Annotated in this window: 15 protein-coding genes; all 15 read right to left on the reverse strand. The window is 63.9% G+C overall.

Features of this window, described 5'->3' with window-relative positions:
- Nucleotides 1-51: 51 nt before the first annotated feature.
- The 15 genes from WHT83_RS23290 to WHT83_RS23360 all read right to left on the reverse strand — a co-directional run bounded on the left by WHT83_RS23290 (nt 52) and on the right by WHT83_RS23360 (nt 17,839).
- On the reverse strand, nt 52-1,479 hold the full coding sequence (locus WHT83_RS23290) for a gamma-aminobutyraldehyde dehydrogenase (RefSeq protein WP_318763806.1): 1,428 nt from the start codon (nt 1,477-1,479) through the stop codon (nt 52-54).
- 137 nt (nt 1,480-1,616) lie between these two features.
- Entirely contained in the window at nt 1,617-2,432 is an 816-nt protein-coding gene (locus WHT83_RS23295) for an ABC transporter permease (protein ID WP_183264209.1), read from the reverse strand.
- The gene (locus tag WHT83_RS23300) at nt 2,422-3,393 is read right to left on the reverse strand and encodes an ABC transporter permease (RefSeq protein WP_406872516.1); all 972 of its coding nucleotides are present in this window, start codon (nt 3,391-3,393) and stop codon (nt 2,422-2,424) included. Before WHT83_RS23300 ends, WHT83_RS23295 begins: the two co-directional genes overlap by 11 nt.
- Nucleotides 3,390-4,388, reverse strand: a complete 999-nt coding sequence (locus tag WHT83_RS23305; RefSeq protein ID WP_406872517.1) for an ABC transporter ATP-binding protein — start codon at nt 4,386-4,388, stop codon at nt 3,390-3,392. The genes WHT83_RS23300 and WHT83_RS23305 overlap by 4 nt, the downstream gene beginning before the upstream one ends.
- A 212-nt stretch (nt 4,389-4,600) precedes the next feature.
- The gene (locus WHT83_RS23310) at nt 4,601-5,755 is read right to left on the reverse strand and encodes an ABC transporter substrate-binding protein (protein WP_108607053.1); all 1,155 of its coding nucleotides are present in this window, start codon (nt 5,753-5,755) and stop codon (nt 4,601-4,603) included.
- A 228-nt stretch (nt 5,756-5,983) separates the two neighbouring features.
- Entirely contained in the window at nt 5,984-6,895 is a 912-nt protein-coding gene (locus WHT83_RS23315) for a LysR substrate-binding domain-containing protein (protein WP_108607052.1), read from the reverse strand.
- A 200-nt stretch (nt 6,896-7,095) separates the two neighbouring features.
- Nucleotides 7,096-8,160: an ABC transporter ATP-binding protein gene (locus WHT83_RS23320; RefSeq protein ID WP_318763803.1), complete on the reverse strand. Its 1,065-nt coding sequence runs from the start codon at nt 8,158-8,160 to the stop codon at nt 7,096-7,098.
- Nucleotides 8,161-8,179: 19 nt separating this feature from the next.
- Complete coding sequence (locus WHT83_RS23325) at nt 8,180-8,971, reverse strand: ABC transporter permease (RefSeq protein WP_108607049.1); 792 nt, start codon at nt 8,969-8,971, stop codon at nt 8,180-8,182.
- Nucleotides 8,968-9,762 carry an ABC transporter permease gene (locus WHT83_RS23330; protein ID WP_404801274.1) on the reverse strand — a complete coding sequence of 265 codons (795 nt, stop codon included), beginning with the start codon at nt 9,760-9,762 and terminating at the stop codon, nt 8,968-8,970. Before WHT83_RS23330 ends, WHT83_RS23325 begins: the two co-directional genes overlap by 4 nt.
- 187 nt (nt 9,763-9,949) lie before the next feature.
- Complete coding sequence (locus WHT83_RS23335) at nt 9,950-11,056, reverse strand: ABC transporter substrate-binding protein (protein WP_108607047.1); 1,107 nt, start codon at nt 11,054-11,056, stop codon at nt 9,950-9,952.
- A gap of 238 nt (nt 11,057-11,294) precedes the next feature.
- Nucleotides 11,295-12,467, reverse strand: a complete 1,173-nt coding sequence (locus WHT83_RS23340) for an iron-containing alcohol dehydrogenase (RefSeq protein WP_318763802.1) — start codon at nt 12,465-12,467, stop codon at nt 11,295-11,297.
- 38 nt (nt 12,468-12,505) lie between these two features.
- On the reverse strand, nt 12,506-13,948 hold the full coding sequence (locus tag WHT83_RS23345) for an aldehyde dehydrogenase family protein (RefSeq protein WP_406874047.1): 1,443 nt from the start codon (nt 13,946-13,948) through the stop codon (nt 12,506-12,508).
- A gap of 15 nt (nt 13,949-13,963) precedes the next feature.
- Nucleotides 13,964-15,334 carry a glutamine synthetase family protein gene (locus WHT83_RS23350; protein WP_183264203.1) on the reverse strand — a complete coding sequence of 457 codons (1,371 nt, stop codon included), beginning with the start codon at nt 15,332-15,334 and terminating at the stop codon, nt 13,964-13,966.
- A gap of 104 nt (nt 15,335-15,438) precedes the next feature.
- Nucleotides 15,439-16,998, reverse strand: coding sequence for an amino acid permease (locus tag WHT83_RS23355; protein WP_108607043.1), 1,560 nt, complete (start codon nt 16,996-16,998; stop codon nt 15,439-15,441).
- A gap of 19 nt (nt 16,999-17,017) precedes the next feature.
- Entirely contained in the window at nt 17,018-17,839 is an 822-nt protein-coding gene (locus tag WHT83_RS23360; protein WP_406872518.1) for an N-formylglutamate amidohydrolase, read from the reverse strand.
- Between the last annotated feature and the right edge of the window lie 136 nt (nt 17,840-17,975).

Here is a 17,975-nt window from a genome sequence, read left to right on the forward strand (position 1 = left end):
GCGCGGCTGCGGGGCAATCCGACCTCTCCCACAAGGGGAGAGGTCAAAAAGTTACCCATGCGCGATCATGACATGGCGCACGGCGGTGTAGTCCTCCAGCGCATAGACCGACATGTCCTTGCCGTAGCCGGACTGCTTGAGGCCGCCATGCGGCATCTCGTTGGTCAGCATGAAATGCGTGTTGATCCAGGTGCAGCCATATTGCAGCCGTGCCGCCGTCGACATGCCGCGCGAGATGTCCTTGGTCCAAACCGACGACGCCAGGCCGTAGTCGCTGTCATTGGCCCAGTTGACTGCCTCGTCGACGTCGGAGAAGCGCGTCACCGACACCACCGGCCCGAACACCTCGCGGCGCACGATCTCGTCTTCCTGCAGCGCGCCGGCAACGACGGTTGGCTGATAGTAGAACCCGCCGCCCTCGCCCGGTTTGCCGCCGGTGGTGATCTCGATGTGCTTGAGTTCGGAAGCGCGCTCGACGAAGGAAGCGACGCGGTCGCGCTGGCGCCTGGAGATGAGCGGCCCGATCTCGTTTTCGGTGTCGTCGGCCTGGCCGAAGCGGATGGTCGATACCGCCGAAGACAAGTCGGCGACGAGCTTGTCGTAGACCTTACTGCCGGCGTAGATGCGGCAGGCCGCCGTGCAGTCCTGGCCGGCATTGTAGTAGCCGAAGGCACGCAGGCCGCTGACCACGGCGTCGATATCGGCATCGTCGAAGACGATCACCGGCGCCTTGCCGCCGAGTTCCAGATGCGTGCGCTTGACCGACTTGGCCGCCGCCTGCAGCACCTTCTTGCCGGTGGCGACGTCGCCGGTGATCGAGATCATGCTGACGGCAGCATGGTTGATCAGTGTGTTGCCGACGCTTTCGCCGCGGCCAAGCACGACATTGACCACGCCCTCGGGCAGCACGTCGGCAAGGATTTTCGCCAGCTTCAGCGCCGTCAGCGGCGTCTGCTCGGAAGGCTTGAAGACGACCGTGTTGCCGCCGGCGATTGCCGGTGCCAGCTTCCACGCCATCATCATCAGCGGATAGTTCCACGGCGCGATCGAGGCAACGATGCCCACAGGGTCGCGGCGGATCATCGAGGTATGGCCGGGCAGGTATTCGCCGGCCACCAGCCCCGGCATCGAGCGCACCGCACCGGCAAAGAAGCGGTAGCAGTCGACAATGGCCGGAATCTCGTCATTGAGCACGGCATTGATCGGCTTGCCGCAATTGAGCGCTTCAAGCTTGGCAAAGCCTTCCGCCTCGGCCTCGATCCGGTCGGCGATCTTGAGCAGATAACCCGAGCGTTGCGCCGGGGTGGTCTTGGACCACGTCACGAACGCCTTCTGTGCCGCCGCGACTGCCGCCTCGATCTGCGCCGGCGAGGCCTCCGGCAGGCTGAGGATCGTCTCTCCGGTGCGCGGGTTGAGGATCGCTTCTTCCGTCTCGGTTCCGCGCTCGAACTTCGAGCCGATCAGCATTTGGGTGTCCATGTTAGCTCTCCCTGGATCAGTGTCTTTGGAGGGCGAATAGGGAGTAGCGAATAGCGAGTAGAAACAAGCGATCGAACAGATCCTATTCGCTATTCGCTATTCGCTATTCGCTATTCGCTACTCCCTATTCGCTGTTGTCATTTTCCCGCCCCGGCGATCTGGTCGCCTTCGCGGGTCAGGTAATAGGCGGCGAGGATGGGCAGCAGGGTCGCCAGAACCACGATCATGGCAACGACATTGGTGACCGGGCGCTGGCGCGGCCGCACCAGTTCCTCGAGCATCCAGATCGGCAGCGTCTGCTGTTGTCCGGCGGTGAAGGTGGTGACGATGACCTCGTCGAACGACAGCGCGAACGCCAGCATGCCACCTGCCAGAAGTGCGGTGCCGATATTGGGCAGGATCACGTGCCTGAACGTCTGGAACCCGTCGGCGCCGAGGTCCATGGAGGCCTCGATCAGCGAGCCCGAGGTGCGGCGGAACCGCGCCACCGCGTTGTTGTAGACGACCACCACGCAGAAGGTCGCGTGGCCGAGCACGATCGTCCAGAACGAGAACGGGATCTCCGCCAGGCTGAAGGCCGAGCGCAAGGCGATGCCGGTGATGATGCCGGGCAGCGCGATCGGCAGGATGACCAAAAGCGAGATCGCCTCACGGCCGAAGAACCTTGTCTGGCTGACGGCGGCGGCACACAACGTGCCGAGCACCAGCGCAATCGCCGTCGAGATCGCCGCGACCTGCACCGACAGGCCGAGCGCCTGCCAGACATCGGGCCGTGCCCAGGTGGCTGCGAACCATTGCGTCGTCAGCCCGGGCGGCGGCCACTGGTAGCTCTTCTCCTCCGTCGTGAAGGCATAGACGAAGATCAGCAGGATCGGCAGGTGCAGGAAGGCGAGACCTGCGGCAGCCGCGATCTTGAGGCCGCGCGGGGCCGATTGCGAACGGTCAGAGCGCATCGAAGGCTCCCATGCGTTTGGCGCCCCAGAGGTAGAAACCCATGATGACGATGGGCACCACGGTGAAGGCGGCGGCGAGCGGGATGTTTCCCGCGGTTCCCTGCTGGGCATAGACCGCCTGGCCGATGAACAGCCTGGACGTGCCGATGATCTGCGGAATGATGTAGTCGCCGAGCGTCAGCGAGAAGGTAAAGATCGAGCCGGCGACGATGCCTGGCAGCGCCAGCGGGAACAGCACGTTGCGGAAGGTCTGGCCCGGCGACGCCCCGAGATCGGACGAGGCCTCGACAAGGTTGCCGGGCACGCGTTCGAGGGCGGCCTGAATCGGCAGAATCATGAACGGCAGCCAGACATAGACGAAGACGATGAAGGTGCCGGTGAACGAGACCGACAGCGAGTTGCCGCCGACCACAGGCAGTGACAGCCAGCTGTCGAGCAGCCAGGACAGGTGCAGCTTGGCGAACAGCCAGGTCAGGATGCCTTCCTTGGCGAGGATCAGCTTCCACGCGTAGATCTTGACCAGGTAGCTCGACCACAACGGCAGCATGACGCCGAGATAGAACAGCGCCTTCGATTTGCCGCGGGCATAGCGTGCCGCGTAATAGGCGATGGGGAATGCGACGACGGCAGAGGCCAGCGTGACCAGTGCCGCCATGGTTACCGTGCGCACGATGATGTCGAGATTGGCCGCCTGGAACAGGTCGCCATAAGTCTTGAGCGTCAGCTCTCGGCTGATCAGCCCGGAGAACTCGTCGATCGAAAAGAAGCTCTGCGCCAAGAGTGCGATCAGCGAGCCGATATAGACGACGCCGAGCCAGAGCAGCGGCGGCGCCAGCATCAGGAACAGCAGCAGGCCCGGCCGGCGCCACAGCAGGTCCGACAGCGAACCGGCGAAACCGCCACGCTTGGGCAGGATCGCAGCAGCCACGCCGGTCGCCCCGGTGACAGCCTGGACGCTCATGCCTGCTCCTCCATCAGGTGGAGCTGGTCGCGGTTGAAGCTGAGCATGACATGCTCGCCATCGTCGGGCAGCGAAGCGCCGGCCGGCACCGTGGCGTGCAGCCTAAGGCCATCGGCATCGAGCGCCAGCTTGGTGGCCGCACCCAGATAGTGACGCGACAGGACGCGGGCGGCAACGCCATCGCCGCTCTTGTCGCGACCGACGCGGATCTGTTCCGGCCTGAGGCTGCCCCAGCGGCACTGGCCGGCATAACGCTGTACGAAATCGGGCGGCAGCACGTTGGACGAGCCGACGAAATCAGCGACGAAGCGCGACGCCGGGCGCTGGTAGATGTCCTCGGGCGCGCCGACCTGCATGATGCGGCCGTCGTTGAAGACCGCGACCCGGTCGGCCATAGACAGCGCCTCGCCCTGGTCGTGCGTGACGAAGACGAAGGTGATGCCGAGCGCCTTCTGCAATTGCTTGAGCTCTTCTTGCATGCTCTCGCGCAGCTTGAGGTCGAGCGCGCCGAGCGGCTCGTCGAGCAGCAGCACCTTGGGCTTGTTGACCAGCGCACGCGCCAGCGCCACGCGCTGCCGCTGGCCGCCGGACAGCTGGCCCGGCTTACGGCTGCCATAGCCCGGCAGTTGCACCAGCTTGAGTGCGTCCTCGGCGGCGCGGTGGCGTTCGTCCTTTCCCATGCCCTTGACCATCAACCCGTAGGCGACGTTGTCGAGCACGTTGAGATGCGGAAACAGCGCGTAGTCCTGGAACACCGTGTTGACGTTACGCCGGTAAGGCGGCACGCCCTCGGCGCGCTCGCCGAAGATAGAGATACTGCCCGATGTCGGCTGCTCGAAGCCGGCGATCAAACGCAAGCAAGTGGTCTTGCCCGAGCCAGACGGTCCCAGCATGGCGAAGAACTCGCCAGGCTTGATCTCGAGGTCGACAGCATCGACCGCGCGCACCGCGCCGAAATGGCGGGAGGTCTTTTGAAAGGCGACTGCTGGGGTCATCGTTTCAGGCTTTCGATGTCTGGGCCATGCAAGCCCGGGCGATATGCCCTGGCCATGGCTGCGCATCCGGCCGACCCACGGCCGCCGATGCTTGTCTGCCGCCGCCGTCAGGCGGTCATTTCAGGTCGGTTGGTGCCCTCCGCCCCCTCTCCCCACAGGGAGAGGGTTGGCCGCAACGCGGCCTGGCGAGGGGACATCGTTCGTTGCTGGCCTCAGCGGCCGCCGATCACGCCGATATAGTCCGAGACCCAGCGATAATAGGGTACGCACTGGTCGTTCTGGCTGGCGCATTTCGACACCGGCGTCTTCCAGAACTTGATCCTGGCGAAATCCTCGAAGCCGTTGGTCTTGCAACCCTCGTCGGTGAGCAGCGCGTTGCCCTTGCAGGCGGCTGGTACTGCCGGGTTCGAGCCGAACCAGGAGGCAAGATCGCCCTGCAGCTTGGGGTTCAGCGAATGCTCGAGCCACATATAGGCGCAGTTGGGGTTGGCGGCTTCGACATGCATCATCGTCGTATCGGCCCAGCCCGTGGCACCCTCTTCCGGGATGGTCGAGGCGATCGGCTGCTTCTCCGACTTGAGCAGGTTGACCTGGAAAGGCCACGAACCGGAAGCGACGACGCCTTCGTTCTTGAAGTCGTCGATCTGGATCATGGCATCGTGCCAGTAGCGGCCGGCCAGCGTGCGTTGCACGCGCAGCAGGTCAAGCGCTGCCTTGTACTGGTCCTCGTTGAGTTCGTAGGGATCCTTGATGCCGAGATCGGGTTTGTGCGCCATCAGGTAGTTGGCGGCGTCCGCAATATGGATCGGGCCGTCATAGGCCTGGACGCGGCCCTTGTTGGGCTTGCCGTCGGGTAGGTCCATCGGCTCGAACACGACGCTCCAGCTCTTCGGCGCCTCCTTGAACACGTCGGTGTTGTACATCAAGACGTTCGGGCCCCACTGGTAGGGCACGCCGTAATGCTGGCCGTCGACGGTGAACCACGGCGCATCCTTGAGGCGCTCGTCGACGGTCGACCAGCTCTTGACGAGGTCGGTGTTGATCGGCTGGACACGCTTGCCGGCGACGAGGCGGAGCGAGGCGTCGCCCGAAGCGGTGACGAGGTCGAAGCCGCCCTCGTTCATCAGCGCGACCATTTCGTCGGAAGTGGCGGCGGTCTTGACGTTGACCTTGCAGCCCGACGCCTTCTCGAAATCGCTGACCCAGTCGTAATTCTTGTCGGTCTCGCCGCGCTCGATGTAGCCCGGCCAGGCGATGATGTTGACCTGGCCCTCGGCCTTGCCGATCTCCTTGACCTGCGCCACCGCCTGGCCGGAAAAGCTGCAAGCCAAGGCGATTGCCGTGCAGGATTTCAGAAATGCCTTCATCACGATCCTCCCATGTGCAGGAACCGCTCTCTCATCGGCGGTGTTGCCCTGCAACGAAAGGTGCGGCGAAAGCGCAGGTTTCGCAAATTCATTCGAAAGAAGGGTGATATCGGTTTTTCCGATACCCAGAGCGCCGCGCGTCCGTTCGGACGCGCAAAGGACGCTCTGGCACTTTGAAGCTACGCATCGTGCTTTGCGACGATCGAGCCCGATTTTCGCGCCAGCACGTCAAAGCTTCTGGCGGACGGTCCGCTGCGCCTGGGCGATGCCGATGAAATCGCGCGCTGCCGCCGGCAGCGACGAGCCGCGCCGCCACACCATGCCGACCTGCACCACCGGCAGCGAGCCGGAGACGTCGCGCGACTCGATGCGGTCGCCTTCGAGCGACCACGGCCGGTAGACGAGGTCGGGCAGCAGTGCCACCCCTGCCCCGGTCGCCACCAGCGAACGCACCGCCTCGACCGAACGCGTGCGGAAGGCGACATGCGGCTTGGCGCCGATGGCCGAAAGCAGCTTGCCGGTGTTCTCCTCGATCTCGTCGACCGACAGCATGATCAGTGGCTCCGATGCGATGTCGCCCACGCTGATGATCTCGGCGGAGGCCAGCGGATGGCCGAGCGGCAGCCACAGCCGGTAGGCCGAGACCTCGAGGATCTCCGACTGCAGCGCCATGCGGTCGCGCAGGTTGGAGGTGACCATGACGGCGAGGTCGAGCTTGCCGCCGACCAGAAGGTGCTCGAGATAGTCGCCATTGTCCTCGATCGCCGAGATCTCGACCGCCGGATGGGCACGACGGTAGCGCGCCAGCAGGTCGGAGAGCACGTAGCCGGCGACCAGCGAGGTGACGCCGAGCTTGAGCTGGCCGGTGGCTGTCGCCTGCCCGCCGAAGAAGGTGCGCCGCGCGTCCGACACGTCGGCCAGGATCTTGGTGGCGTGGCGCAGGAACTGGTGGCCCTTGTGGGTGATGTTGAGCCCGCGCGGATGGCGCTCAAACAGCTCGACGCCGAGATCGCCCTCCAGCTCCTTGATCGCCTCGGTGACCGACGACTGCGAGATCGACAGGTTCTGCGCCGCACGCGAGATCGTGCCCTGCTCGGCGACGGCGACGAAGAACTGAAGCTGACGAAGCGTGAAGGCCATGGCGGGAGTAGACAGGGCGGCGGGGAATTTGGGAAGAGGCCGGCGTTCCCTTCTCCCCTTGTGGGAGAAGGCCAGGGCGCGCTTGATCCGCGCCACGTGACCGTGGAAAACGTCTCCTCGCGGGACTGCGAAACAGCATCAGCCACCAAAAGCAGCGAGGCGCCCCCGCCTCACACAATCGATGATCCGGCTGAGACAGATTAATGCAGCACGAGCACGTCGCCGGAGGAGAAGCTGATCTCGGTCTTTTCGCCGACGACCGGCGGCGGGCTGTTGGGGCTGTTGAAGGTGTCGAGCGACACGACGTTCTGGCCGACGCCTACGCGGACGCGGATGACCGAGCCGAGGAAATGCACGTCGGCGATCTGGCCGGTGAGGTTCGAATCGTTGCCCGCCTTGCGGCCGAGCGAGATCGCCTCGGGCCGCAGCGCCAGCGACAGCGTGTCGCCGGCCTTGGAGCCGTTGAGCTTGCCCTTGAGGCCGATCTCCTCGGCGTTGATCGTGACCGTGCCGGACGCGGCGTCGCTGATCGTGCCTTCGAGCACGTTGAGCGTGCCGACGAAATTGGCGACGAACTTGGTCGAAGGCCGGTTGTAGATCTCGAACGGCGTGCCGGTCTGATCGGCGCGGCCTTCGTTCATCACCACAATGCGGTCGGACATCGACAGCGCCTCTTCCTGGTCATGGGTGACGAAGATGGTGGTAATGCCGAGCTTTTTCTGGATGGCGCGGATTTCCTCGCGCAGCGACAGACGCACCTTGGCGTCGAGCGCCGACAGCGGCTCGTCGAGCAGGAGCAGCTTGGGCTTGGGCGCCAGCGCGCGCGCAAGTGCAATGCGCTGCTGCTGGCCGCCGGAGAGCTGGTAGGGATAGCGGTCGCCGAAATCGGGCAGCTTGATGATGTTGAGCATCTCGGCGATGCGGGCATCCGCCTCGGCCCTCGGCATGCCGGCCACCTTGAGGCCGAAGCCGATATTCTGGGCAACCGTCAAATTGGGAAACAGCGCATAGGCCTGGAACACCATGCCGATGTGGCGCTGGTTCGGCTTGAGGCCGGTGACGTCCTTGCCCCCAACGAAGACCTTGCCAGCCGAGGGCTCCTCGAAGCCGGCGACGATGCGCAGCATGGTGGTCTTGCCGCAGCCCGACGGCCCGAGGAAGGAAACGAACTCGCCGGCGCCAACGTCGAGATTGAAGTCCTTGACGACGGCGACGTTGCCGAACGACTTCTTGACGTTCTGGATGGAGAGGAAGGGATCGGCCATTGGCTTTTGCTCTTCTTGTTCAGTTCGGGCGATTTGCCGACTTCGGCGCGAAACGGGCGAGGATCTGGATCACCGACATGCAGCCCCAGGTGATGGCGAAGGCGATGACCGCAAGGGCCGCCGGCTCATAGGCGCGGTTGGCGCCGATGTTCTGCAGGTACGGACCGAAGGCCGGGCGGTTGAGCAGGCTTGCCAGCGTGAACTCGCCGATGACGATGGCGAAGGTCAGGAAGGCGCCCGACAGAACCGCGATCAGCACGTTGGGCAGGATGACGCGGGCGATGATCGTCGTCCACCCGGCGCCGAGGATCTGGGCCGCCTCGGTCAGCGTGCGCACGTCGATGGTGCGCAGGCCGGTGTCGACGGCGCGGTACATGTAGGGCAGCGCCAGCGTGGCGTAGCCGATGACCAGCAGCGCATCGGTGCCGCGCGCCGTGCCGAGGAACGGCAGCGGCGAGTTGGAGCCGTACATCCTGATATAGCCGAAGACGATGACGATCGCGGGGATGACCAGCGGCAGCAGCGTGATGAACTCGACGACCGGCCTGAGATGCGGCATGCGCAGCCGGATCCAGTAGGCTGTCGGCACCACGAGCAGGACGCCGAGCAGGATGGTGAACACGGCCACCGTCACCGAATAGGCGAAGGTCTCCTGGAAGCGGCTGTCGCCGAGCACGACGCGATAGGCGTCGAAGGAATAGACGCCGCGCCGCATGCGCAGCGAGAACTCGAAAGTGGCGATCAGCGGAATGAAGAAATAGGCGGTGCCGATGGCAAAGACGAGCCAGGCCCAGAAGCGACCGGTCTTCATTTGAGCCACCTCTCGCTGCGGGTGCGAAACCAGATGTAGAAGATGTTGGCGAGGCCGGTGACGACAATCATGCCGAAAGCCAGCGCATAGCCGAGGTGCGGGTTGTGCAGCACGTCGCCGCGGATCTGCGCATAGAGCTTGATCGGCACGATGTTGAGCGACGAACCGGTGAAGGCATAGGCCGTGGCAATCGCCCCGAAGGCGTTGGCGAACAAAAGGATGACGGTGCCGAGGAAGCTCGGCCACAGCACCGGAATGACGACCATGCGCCAGTATTGCCAGGTGGTGGCGCCGAGCGTGGCTGCCGCCTCGCCCCACTCGCGCTTGAGGCCGTCGATCGCCGGCGTGATGATGACGATCATCAGCGGGATCTGGAAGAACAGATAGACGATGATCAGGCCCCACGACGTGAGCACGTTGAAGCCCATCGCGTAGATGTTGATGCCGAACACGTCGCGCAGGATGACGGTGACGAGGCCGAGGCGGCCGAGCGTCGCGAGGAAGGCGAAGGCCAGCGGCACGCCGGCGAAATTGGAGGCGACGCCGGAAAACGTCATGGTCGACGAGCGCACCCACCTGGGCAGGCCGCCGCGCACGATGGCAATCGCCATGGCGAGGCCGACGAAGGCGCCGATGGTGGCCGACCAGAAGCTGATCTTGATCGACACCCAGTAGGAGTCGCGGATCGACTGGTCGGTGAAAAGCTGGCGGATGTTGTCGAGCGTGTATTGGCCCTGGTCGTTCTGGAAGGCGCCGACGACGAGATAGAGCGTCGGCAGGATCAGGAACATCAGGGCGAAGATGAAGAACGGCGCGACACCGAGCCAATGGGTCGGCAGGCGGAAGCCGCTCTTCGCCTCCGGCGGCGCGGAGCGCGCGGCATCAGCCGTGGTGGATATGCTGGCTTGGGTCATCGGGCCGCCGTATCGAGAGAAAATGCGGGCGGCCGCAAAGCCGCCCGCGATGGCAATTGCTCAATTACTGAACGTTGGCGCCGACCACGGCATCCCACTGCTTGGTGATCGCTTCCTTGCCCTTGGCCTGATCGTCGAGCGTCGGGAACACGGCCTGTTCATAGGCAGCGGCCGGCGGCAGCTTGTCGAGCATCTCCTGCGGGATCTTGCCGTTCTTGGCGAGATCGTTGAAGCGGATCGGGTGGCAGTAGCCCTTCAGCCAGCCGAGCTGACCTTCGTCGGAATAGAGATACTCCATCCATAGCTTGGCAGCGTTCGGATGCGGTGCATAGGCGCTGATCGCCTGGACGTAGACGCCGGCGACGACGCCCGACTTCGGAACGACGACCTCAACCGGCGGGTTGCCGTTGAGGGTGTCGCGACCAGCAAGGGCGTTGTAGTCCCAGGTGATCAGGATCGGGGTCTGGCCCTGGGCCAGTGTCGCCGACTTGCCGATGACCGGCACGAAGTTGCCCTTGGCGTTCAGCTCCTTGAAGAAGGCGAGACCCTTCTCGGCGGCCGAAGCGGCGTCGGTGGCACCCGAGCCCAGGCCGGCGGCGTACACGCCCTGGATCGCCTGGTTGGACGCACGCGGATCGCCGGCAAGCGCGACCGAGTTCTTGTATTCGTCCTTGAGCAGGTCGGCCCAGTCGGCCGGTGCGTTCTTGACGAGGTCCTTGTTCACTTCAAACGACAGCACGCCGTAATAGTCGCCGTACCAGAAGCCGTCAGCGTCCTTGGCGGTGTCGGGGATCGAGTCCCAGGTCGCGACCTTGTAGGGCTGGATCAGGCCGTCGGCCTTGGCCTGCGGGCCGTAGGAGAGGCCGACGTCGATGACGTCAGGCGCCTGCGGGCCCTTGTTGTCCTTGTTCGCCTTGATCGCCTCGATCTCGTCGCTGGAGCCCGCGTCGGGGTTCAGCTCGTTGACGGTGATCTCGGGATACTTCTTCTTGAAACCATCGATGACGGCGCCGTAACCGCACCAGTCATGTGGCAGCGCAATCGTGGTCAGCTGGCCCTCCGCCTTCGCGGCGGCTTCGAGCGCGGCCATATCCTGGGCCGACACGATTGCCGTCGTCACCATCAGCGACGCCGCGCTTAGGGAAAGCACTTTCCCTGCAAACTTGAACATGTGTTCTCTCCGTTGAACTGACGCCATGAGACGCCTGCGATGCGGTAATGGCTTCATGTGACAGTCACATGAAAGTTCCATGAAGCCACCGCCCGCAGTGGAAAAAAGTTAACTACTTTTAATCGGTTGTCGCAATCGTCGCCGTTGTTTACCGGCTAATTAAATTCCGCATGCCTTCCCAAGCCCCTCCCTCTATTTTGCCGACTATAGAAATCAGGAATACCTCCCTGCACTAGTCTCAAACCGTCCCTTCGATGGCGTTTTCAAGCAAGCCGAGCGCGGCCTTCTTGGTGAGCTTGACCGGGTTGCCGCCAGCGGTCGGATCGACCACGGCCATGTCGGCGATCAGGCCCTTGCGCTTCTTGTCCATGTCGAGCCCCTTGATCAGGCCAGGCAGCGCATGCGGCACCTTGAGTTCCTTGCGCAGCTTGATCACCGCCTTGGCGAAACCGTCGAAGCCGCCCTTGATGCCGCAATAGGCGGACAGGCGCGCGATGCGCTCCTCGATGGCGTCGCGGTTGAAGGCGAGCACGTAGGGCATGAACACGGCATTGGTCATGCCGTGGTGGGTGTCGTAGAGCGCGCCGATCGGGTGCGACAGCGAGTGGATCGCGCCGAGGCCCTTCTGGAAGGCGGCTGCCCCCATAGCGGCGGCGCTCATCATGTGGGCGCGGGCGGTCAGGTCCTTGCCGTTGGCGAATGCCTTGGGCAGGTTCTCGAACACCAGGCGGATGCCCTCGACGGCGATGCCGTCGGCCATCGGATGGTAGCCCGGCGCGCAATAGGCCTCGAGGCAGTGGGCAAGCGCGTCCATGCCGGTGCCGGCGGTGATGAAGGACGGCATGCCGACCGAAAGCTCTGGATCGGCGATGACGATGGCCGGCAGGAGCTTGGGATGGAAGATGACCTTTTTGGTGTGGGTCTCTTCATTGGTGATGACGCCGGCGCGGCCGACTTCCGAGCCGGTGCCGGCGGTGGTGGGCACGGCGATGATCGGGGCGATGGCGTCGGAATTGGCGCGCGTCCACCAGTCACCGACATCCTCGAAATCCCACACCGGAAGCGTCTGCCCTGCCTGGAAGGCGATCAGCTTGCCGAGGTCGAGCGCCGAGCCGCCGCCGAAGGCGATCACGCCGTCATGCTTGCCCTTCTTGAACACGGCGATGCCGGCGGTGAGGTTCGATTCGACCGGGTTCGGCTTGACGTCGGAGAAGACGCCGTACGGCACCTTGGCGTCATCGAGGATCTTCAGCGTGCTGGCTACGACCGGAAGCTTGGCGAGGCCCGGATCGGTGACGAACAGCGGCTTCTTGATGCCGGTGGCTGCAAGCGCGTCGGGCAGTTCGGAAATGCGGCCGGCACCGAAACGCACGGTGGTCGGGTAGTTCCACTTGGAAACGAGTTTGGACATGTCTTCGCTTTCAGAAAATCAGATGAGCTTTTGGGAAATCAGATGGTTTCGCGCAGGTGATACGACTTCGGCCGGGTCAGGTTGTCGTAGCCGATCTGTGACAGAGCAGCGCCCTTGCCGGTGTCCTTGACGCCGGTCCACACGAGTGCCGGATCGAGATAGTCGCAGCGGTTCATGAACACGGTGCCTGTCTCGACGCGGTCGCCGATGGCGATGGCGTGCTCGGTGTCGGCGGTCCAGATCGAGGCGGTCAGGCCATAGGGGCTATCGTTCATCAGCGCGATCGCCTCTTCGTCGTTGCGCACCTTCATGATGCCGACGATGGGGCCGAAGCTTTCCTCGCGCATGACCGACATCTGATGGTCGACATTGGTCAGCACCTCGGCCGGCAGGTAGGGCGAGCCGGCCTTGTCCTGGGCGTCTTTGGTGTTCATGTGGGCGACGGCACCCTTGCGCAGGGCTTCCGCCTTCTGCTCGCGGATGAAGTCGGCGAAGCGCGCCTGCGCCATCGGCCCCATGGTCGTCGCCTGCTCCAGCGGATTGCCGAGCACGTAGCTCCTGGTCTCGGCGATGAAACCCTCGACGAACTGGTCGTAGACCTTCTCATGGACGTAGACGCGCTCGATGCCGCAGCAGCACTGGCCCGAATTGAAGAACGCGCCCTCGACGAGGTTGGCGACGGCATGGTCGAGCTTGGCGTCGGGCAGCACATAGGCCGGGTCCTTGCCGCCGAGTTCAAGGCCGAGCGTCATGAAGGTGCCTGCCGCGGCCTTTTCGATGGCGCGGCCGCCGGCCACCGAGCCGGTGAAGTTGACGTGGTCGATCTTGCCCGAGGCGAGCAGCTTCTCGGTCTGGGCGTGGTTGAGCACGATGTTCTGGAACACGCCCTTCGGCAGGCCGGCCTTGTCGAAGGCCTGCTGGAAGCGCTCGCCGACGAGCAGCGTCTGGGCGGCGTGCTTGAGGATGACGGTGGAGCCGGCCATCAGCGCCGGCACGATGGTGTTGACGGCGGTGAGGTACGGATAATTCCACGGCGCAATCACCATGACGACGCCGAGCGGGTCCTTGCGGACATAACGGCGGAAGCCATCCTTGGGATTGGAAGCGGGCACCGGCCGAAGCGCCTGTTCGGCGATCTCAACCATGTAGTTGGTGCGTTCCTTGACGCCGCCGAACTCGCCGCCATAGCGGGTCGGCCGGCCCATCTGCCAGGCAATCTCGGGCACGATCTCGTCGCTCATCGCCACGAGGTTTTCGAGCATGGCGAGCATGTACTTGCCGCGTTCGGCGATCGAGGTCTGGGCCCAGGCGACCTGGGCGGCGCGAGCGCGCTCGACGGCGGCGCCGACCGCCTTGTCCTCGGCAAACGGGCGCTCGACATAGATCGAACCGTCGATGGGGGATTTGAGCTTGACCGTTTCGGTCATTTTTTGGTCCTTCCAGTATTCAAGTCCCTCTGGCCATCGGCCGGAGGGTGTCAGTGGGTGGTGATGACTTTAGTACCGCTCGAAACCGCGGTGCAATTCCCAGTCGGTGATGCGGCGGTCGTATTCGAACTGCTCCCAGCGCGCGGTGTGGACGTAGTGCTCGACGACGTCCTCCCCCAGCGCCTCGATCAGCATCTTCGACGATGCCAGGGTCTCGGTGGCATCGCGCAGGGTCTTCGGAATTTCGGGCAGGCTGGCCGCCTGATAGGCATCGCCGACAAACGGCTTCTGCAGCTCGAGCTTCTCGTCGATGCCGGCGAGGCCGGCGGCAATCAGAGCGGCAAAGGCGAGATACGGGTTCAGGTCGGCGCCGCCGATGCGGCACTCCATGCGGATGCCCTTGGTGCCCTCGCCGCACAGGCGGAAGCCGGCGGTGCGGTTGTCCTCGCTCCACATGATTTTGGTCGGCGCGAACGTGCCGGCCTGGAAGCGCTTGTAGGAGTTGATGTAGGGCGCCAGGAACCAGGTGAACTCCTTGGCGTATTTGAGCTGGCCTGCGGCCCACTGCTGGCCGAGCTTGGACAGCGTCCACTCCGCACCCTTGTCGAAGAACAGCGGCGTCTTGCCGTCGGCGCTCCACAGCGAATTGTGGATGTGGCTGGAATTGCCGGCGAGGCCGTAATTGTACTTGGACATGAAGCTGATCGACTTGCCTTCGCTAGCAGCGATCTCCTTGGCGCCGTTCTTCAGGATGACGTGCCGGTCAGCCATCTCCAGCACTTCGGCGTAGCGGACGTTGATCTCTTCCTGGCCCGGACCCCACTCGCCCTTGGAATTCTCGATCGGAATGCCGGCGGCTTCCATCTCGTTGCGAAGCCGGCGCATGACGCCCTCTTCCTTGGTGGTGATGCCGATCAGGTAGTCGCCGATATAGGGCGATGCGGTGTCGAGGTTCTGCCAGTGCTTGGCGCGGGCGGAATCATAGGTTTCGGAGAACAGGTAGAATTCGAGTTCGGATGCGAAGTAGGCGAGATAGCCGCGCTCCTGCAGCCGCTTGACCTGCTTGCGCAGGATGCCGCGCGGCGAATGCGGCAGGTCCTCATGTGTGTGATGATCCTGCAGGTCGCAGAGCAGCAGCGCCGTCTTTTCGAGCCAGGGCACGTTGCGGATGGTGTTGAGGTCGGGCTTCATGACGAAGTCGCCATAGCCTTTCGACCAGCTTGCCGCCTTGTAGCCGGGCACCGGCTCCATATCGATGTCGTTGGCCAGCAGGTAGTTGCAGCCATGCGTCTCGTCATAGGCGGATTCGACGAAGTACTTGGCCAGGAAGCGCTTGCCGACCAGACGGCCCTGCATGTCGACGGCACAGGCGAGGACCGTGTCGATCTCGCCCGAGGCAACAGCCTTCTTCAACTGATCGAAAGTAAGATTTCCAGCCATTTTTGTTCCGCTCCGGGCGATGCCGCTTCAGGTTTTCGGGATGATCGAGATGGTGAAACGAGACGTGGCCGGCGCTTGGCCGGCCACGGCCATGTCGAGGACTGTCAGTGTCCGGTTTCGCCCACGGCGCGCTCGGCCGCAGCGATCTCGGCGGCACGCTTGGCCACCTCGTCGCCGATCGGCGGGCCCTGGAAGCGGCCGCGCTCGAACACGAACCAGACGATGCCGGTGACGACCAGGAAGCCGACGGTGATGTAGAGCGCCCAGTCGTTCGGCGGCTGGATGCCGAGCACGAAGATCAGCACCATGGCGATGATCGACAGCACCGCAAACAGCTTGAAGGTGCCTTCGCCGAGATCCCACGGACCCATCTTGTCCCACTTCGAAGTGCCCCAGGCCATCAGGCCAAGCGCGATCGGAATGGTGAAGGAGAAGAACAGGAAGATGACGGTGCAGGCGACGACGATGGTGTAGACCGGCGTCTCGCCGATGGAGACCAGCGACGAGCCCCAGACGAACAGGACGGCCAGGATCGAGCCGGTCCAGATCGCCGCGACAGGGGTGCGGTAGGTCGGGCTGACCTTGGCCAGTGCCTTCGAGCCCGGCAGGCCGCCGTCACGCGAGAAGGCGAAGATCATGCGCGACACCGACGTCACTGTCGCCAGGCCGCAAAGCCACTGGGCGACGAAGATGGCAAGGTACAGGATGTCCTTCACCACCGGATTGACCTGCTGTTCCATGCCCCAGAAGAACACGTTCCAGCCCTGCTTGGCGGCTTCGTCCATGCTCGGCAGCATCAGCACGAACGAGCACAGCATGATGTAGCCGAACAATGCCGACCACAGCACTGAGCCGACCATGGCGCGCGGCACCGAATGTGCGGCCTTCAGCGTTTCCTCAGAAGTGTGCGCCGAGGCGTCGTAGCCGGTGATGGTGTAGATCGGCAGCAGCAGGCCGAGCATAAACACCCACATCGACGAGTTGGCAGGCCAGACATTGCCACCCGCTTCGCCCGAATAGTTGGCGAAGGTAAACAGCCTGGAGATCTCGTAGCTGTCGGCGGCTGCCAGGCAGACCAGTGCCAGGGCAATCGCGGTTGCGAAGATCAGGTAGCCGGAGAAGTCGGTCAGCCTGGCCGTGAGGCCGATGCCCATGTGGTTCACCAGCGCCTGCAGGCCGGTGATGATGGCCAGGAAGATGATGCGCGTGGTGGTGGTGTCTTCGAGCCCGAGATAGGTCGTGCCGAAGGCGCCCATGAAGAAGTAGTAGGTGCCGACATTGATGGCGCCGAGCACGGTGACGAGGCCGAGCAGGTTGAACCAGGCGGTCAGCCAGCCGGTGAAGCGGTTGCCGAGGATCGAACCCCAGTGATAGAGGCCGCCGGCCGTCGGATAGGCCGAGCTGATCTGGGCCATGGCGACCGCGAAGACCAGCGACACGAAGCAGCCCAGCGGCCAGCCGATGCCGATCGCCGCGCCGCCGGCGCCGGAGGTGGCCTGCGCCAGCGAGTTGATGCCGCCGGACAGGATGCAGATGATGGAGAAGGAAACGGCGAAATTGGAGAACTGGCTCATTCTCCGTTCGAGTTCCTGGGCATAGCCCATGCTGTGCAGGACTTTGACGTCCTCGCTCTTGTCGTGATCGGAATAACCAGGCGATGTCATTTTGAATGTCCCCTTGTTGTTATGCCTTTGTCTGCGCTGCGCGACCGCTGCCCGACCCGAATGGGGCAGCTTCGCCCGCTTCGGGTTCGAGTTCGGCAAAGATGCCCGTGAGCAGATCCGCCCATTTCCGCTGCCCGGCCTGCGCCGAAATTTCGTCGTTGCGGATTTCGATCATCGCGCACGCCAGGCCGCGCGACCTGCCGTGGTGTTCCAGCGTGAAGTAGACGCGGTCGGTCGGCGAGTACGGCTCGTTGACGCCGACGGTGACGCCGGCGAGTTGCTGCAGCGCCGCTACCAGCGGCGCGGCGAGCCGGGCGTCCTCGTCATGGATGATGCCAATGTGCCAGGGGCGCGAAACGCCCTTGTAGACCGGAGTGAAGGAATGGACAGACACCAGTCTCGTCTCCCGCCCTTCGCGGCGCCGCTCCGAAACGATCTCGTCGATCGCCTCGTGGAACGGCTGCCATGATAGCGCGATTCGTGCCTCGCGCTGAGTGGCCGAAAGCCCTGCGTTGCCGGGGATGACGGTGGTCTCGCTGATCTCGGGGATCAGGTCGTGGGCGCCGATCGGGCGGTTGCAGTCGATGGCGAGGCGCGAAACGCAGGACTCGACCAAAGTCGCGTCGAGGCCCTCGGCCATGCGCTGCGACACCGGCAGCGCGCCCGGATCCCAGGCGATGTGGCGCAGCATTTCCGATGCATCGAGGCCGAGCGGGCCGACGCTCGCGGGCAAATGGTTGGAGGCGTGGTCGCAAAGGATGACGTAAGGGCTGCGCCCGTCCCGGTTTGTCACCCGGACAGCATTCGAAATGGCGCGCGCGGCTACCTTCGCTGTTCCCATTCTTTCATCCCCAGGGCGTATCGTATGTTACGTATTTTTGTTCATTGCGCCCGTATGGATGATTTCATACACATCATGAGAGTTTGTCAAATGCCATTTGAAGGCATGCACCGGACTGAGCGCTGTGCCAGAACAG

This window comes from Aminobacter sp. P9b (assembly GCF_045345995.1).
In the GTDB taxonomy this organism is placed as follows: Bacteria; Pseudomonadota; Alphaproteobacteria; order Rhizobiales; family Rhizobiaceae; genus Aminobacter; species Aminobacter niigataensis.

What these genes read in the sequence shown, in the direction of transcription:
- WHT83_RS23350 (WP_183264203.1), bottom strand. Translation starts at nt 15,334, where the DNA reads ATGGCTGGAAATCTTACTTTCGATCAGTTGAAGAAGGCTGTTGCCTCG.
- WHT83_RS23320 (WP_318763803.1), bottom strand. Translation starts at nt 8,160, where the DNA reads ATGGCCGATCCCTTCCTCTCCATCCAGAACGTCAAGAAGTCGTTCGGC.
- WHT83_RS23305 (WP_406872517.1), bottom strand. Translation starts at nt 4,388, where the DNA reads ATGACCCCAGCAGTCGCCTTTCAAAAGACCTCCCGCCATTTCGGCGCG.
- WHT83_RS23355 (WP_108607043.1), bottom strand. Translation starts at nt 16,998, where the DNA reads ATGACATCGCCTGGTTATTCCGATCACGACAAGAGCGAGGACGTCAAA.
- WHT83_RS23315 (WP_108607052.1), bottom strand. Translation starts at nt 6,895, where the DNA reads ATGGCCTTCACGCTTCGTCAGCTTCAGTTCTTCGTCGCCGTCGCCGAG.
- WHT83_RS23340 (WP_318763802.1), bottom strand. Translation starts at nt 12,467, where the DNA reads ATGTCCAAACTCGTTTCCAAGTGGAACTACCCGACCACCGTGCGTTTC.
- WHT83_RS23300 (WP_406872516.1), bottom strand. Translation starts at nt 3,393, where the DNA reads ATGAGCGTCCAGGCTGTCACCGGGGCGACCGGCGTGGCTGCTGCGATC.
- WHT83_RS23295 (WP_183264209.1), bottom strand. Translation starts at nt 2,432, where the DNA reads ATGCGCTCTGACCGTTCGCAATCGGCCCCGCGCGGCCTCAAGATCGCG.
- WHT83_RS23290 (WP_318763806.1), bottom strand. Translation starts at nt 1,479, where the DNA reads ATGGACACCCAAATGCTGATCGGCTCGAAGTTCGAGCGCGGAACCGAG.
- WHT83_RS23325 (WP_108607049.1), bottom strand. Translation starts at nt 8,971, where the DNA reads ATGAAGACCGGTCGCTTCTGGGCCTGGCTCGTCTTTGCCATCGGCACC.
- WHT83_RS23360 (WP_406872518.1), bottom strand. Translation starts at nt 17,839, where the DNA reads ATGGGAACAGCGAAGGTAGCCGCGCGCGCCATTTCGAATGCTGTCCGG.
- WHT83_RS23330 (WP_404801274.1), bottom strand. Translation starts at nt 9,762, where the DNA reads ATGTTCCTGATCCTGCCGACGCTCTATCTCGTCGTCGGCGCCTTCCAG.
- WHT83_RS23335 (WP_108607047.1), bottom strand. Translation starts at nt 11,056, where the DNA reads ATGTTCAAGTTTGCAGGGAAAGTGCTTTCCCTAAGCGCGGCGTCGCTG.
- WHT83_RS23310 (WP_108607053.1), bottom strand. Translation starts at nt 5,755, where the DNA reads ATGAAGGCATTTCTGAAATCCTGCACGGCAATCGCCTTGGCTTGCAGC.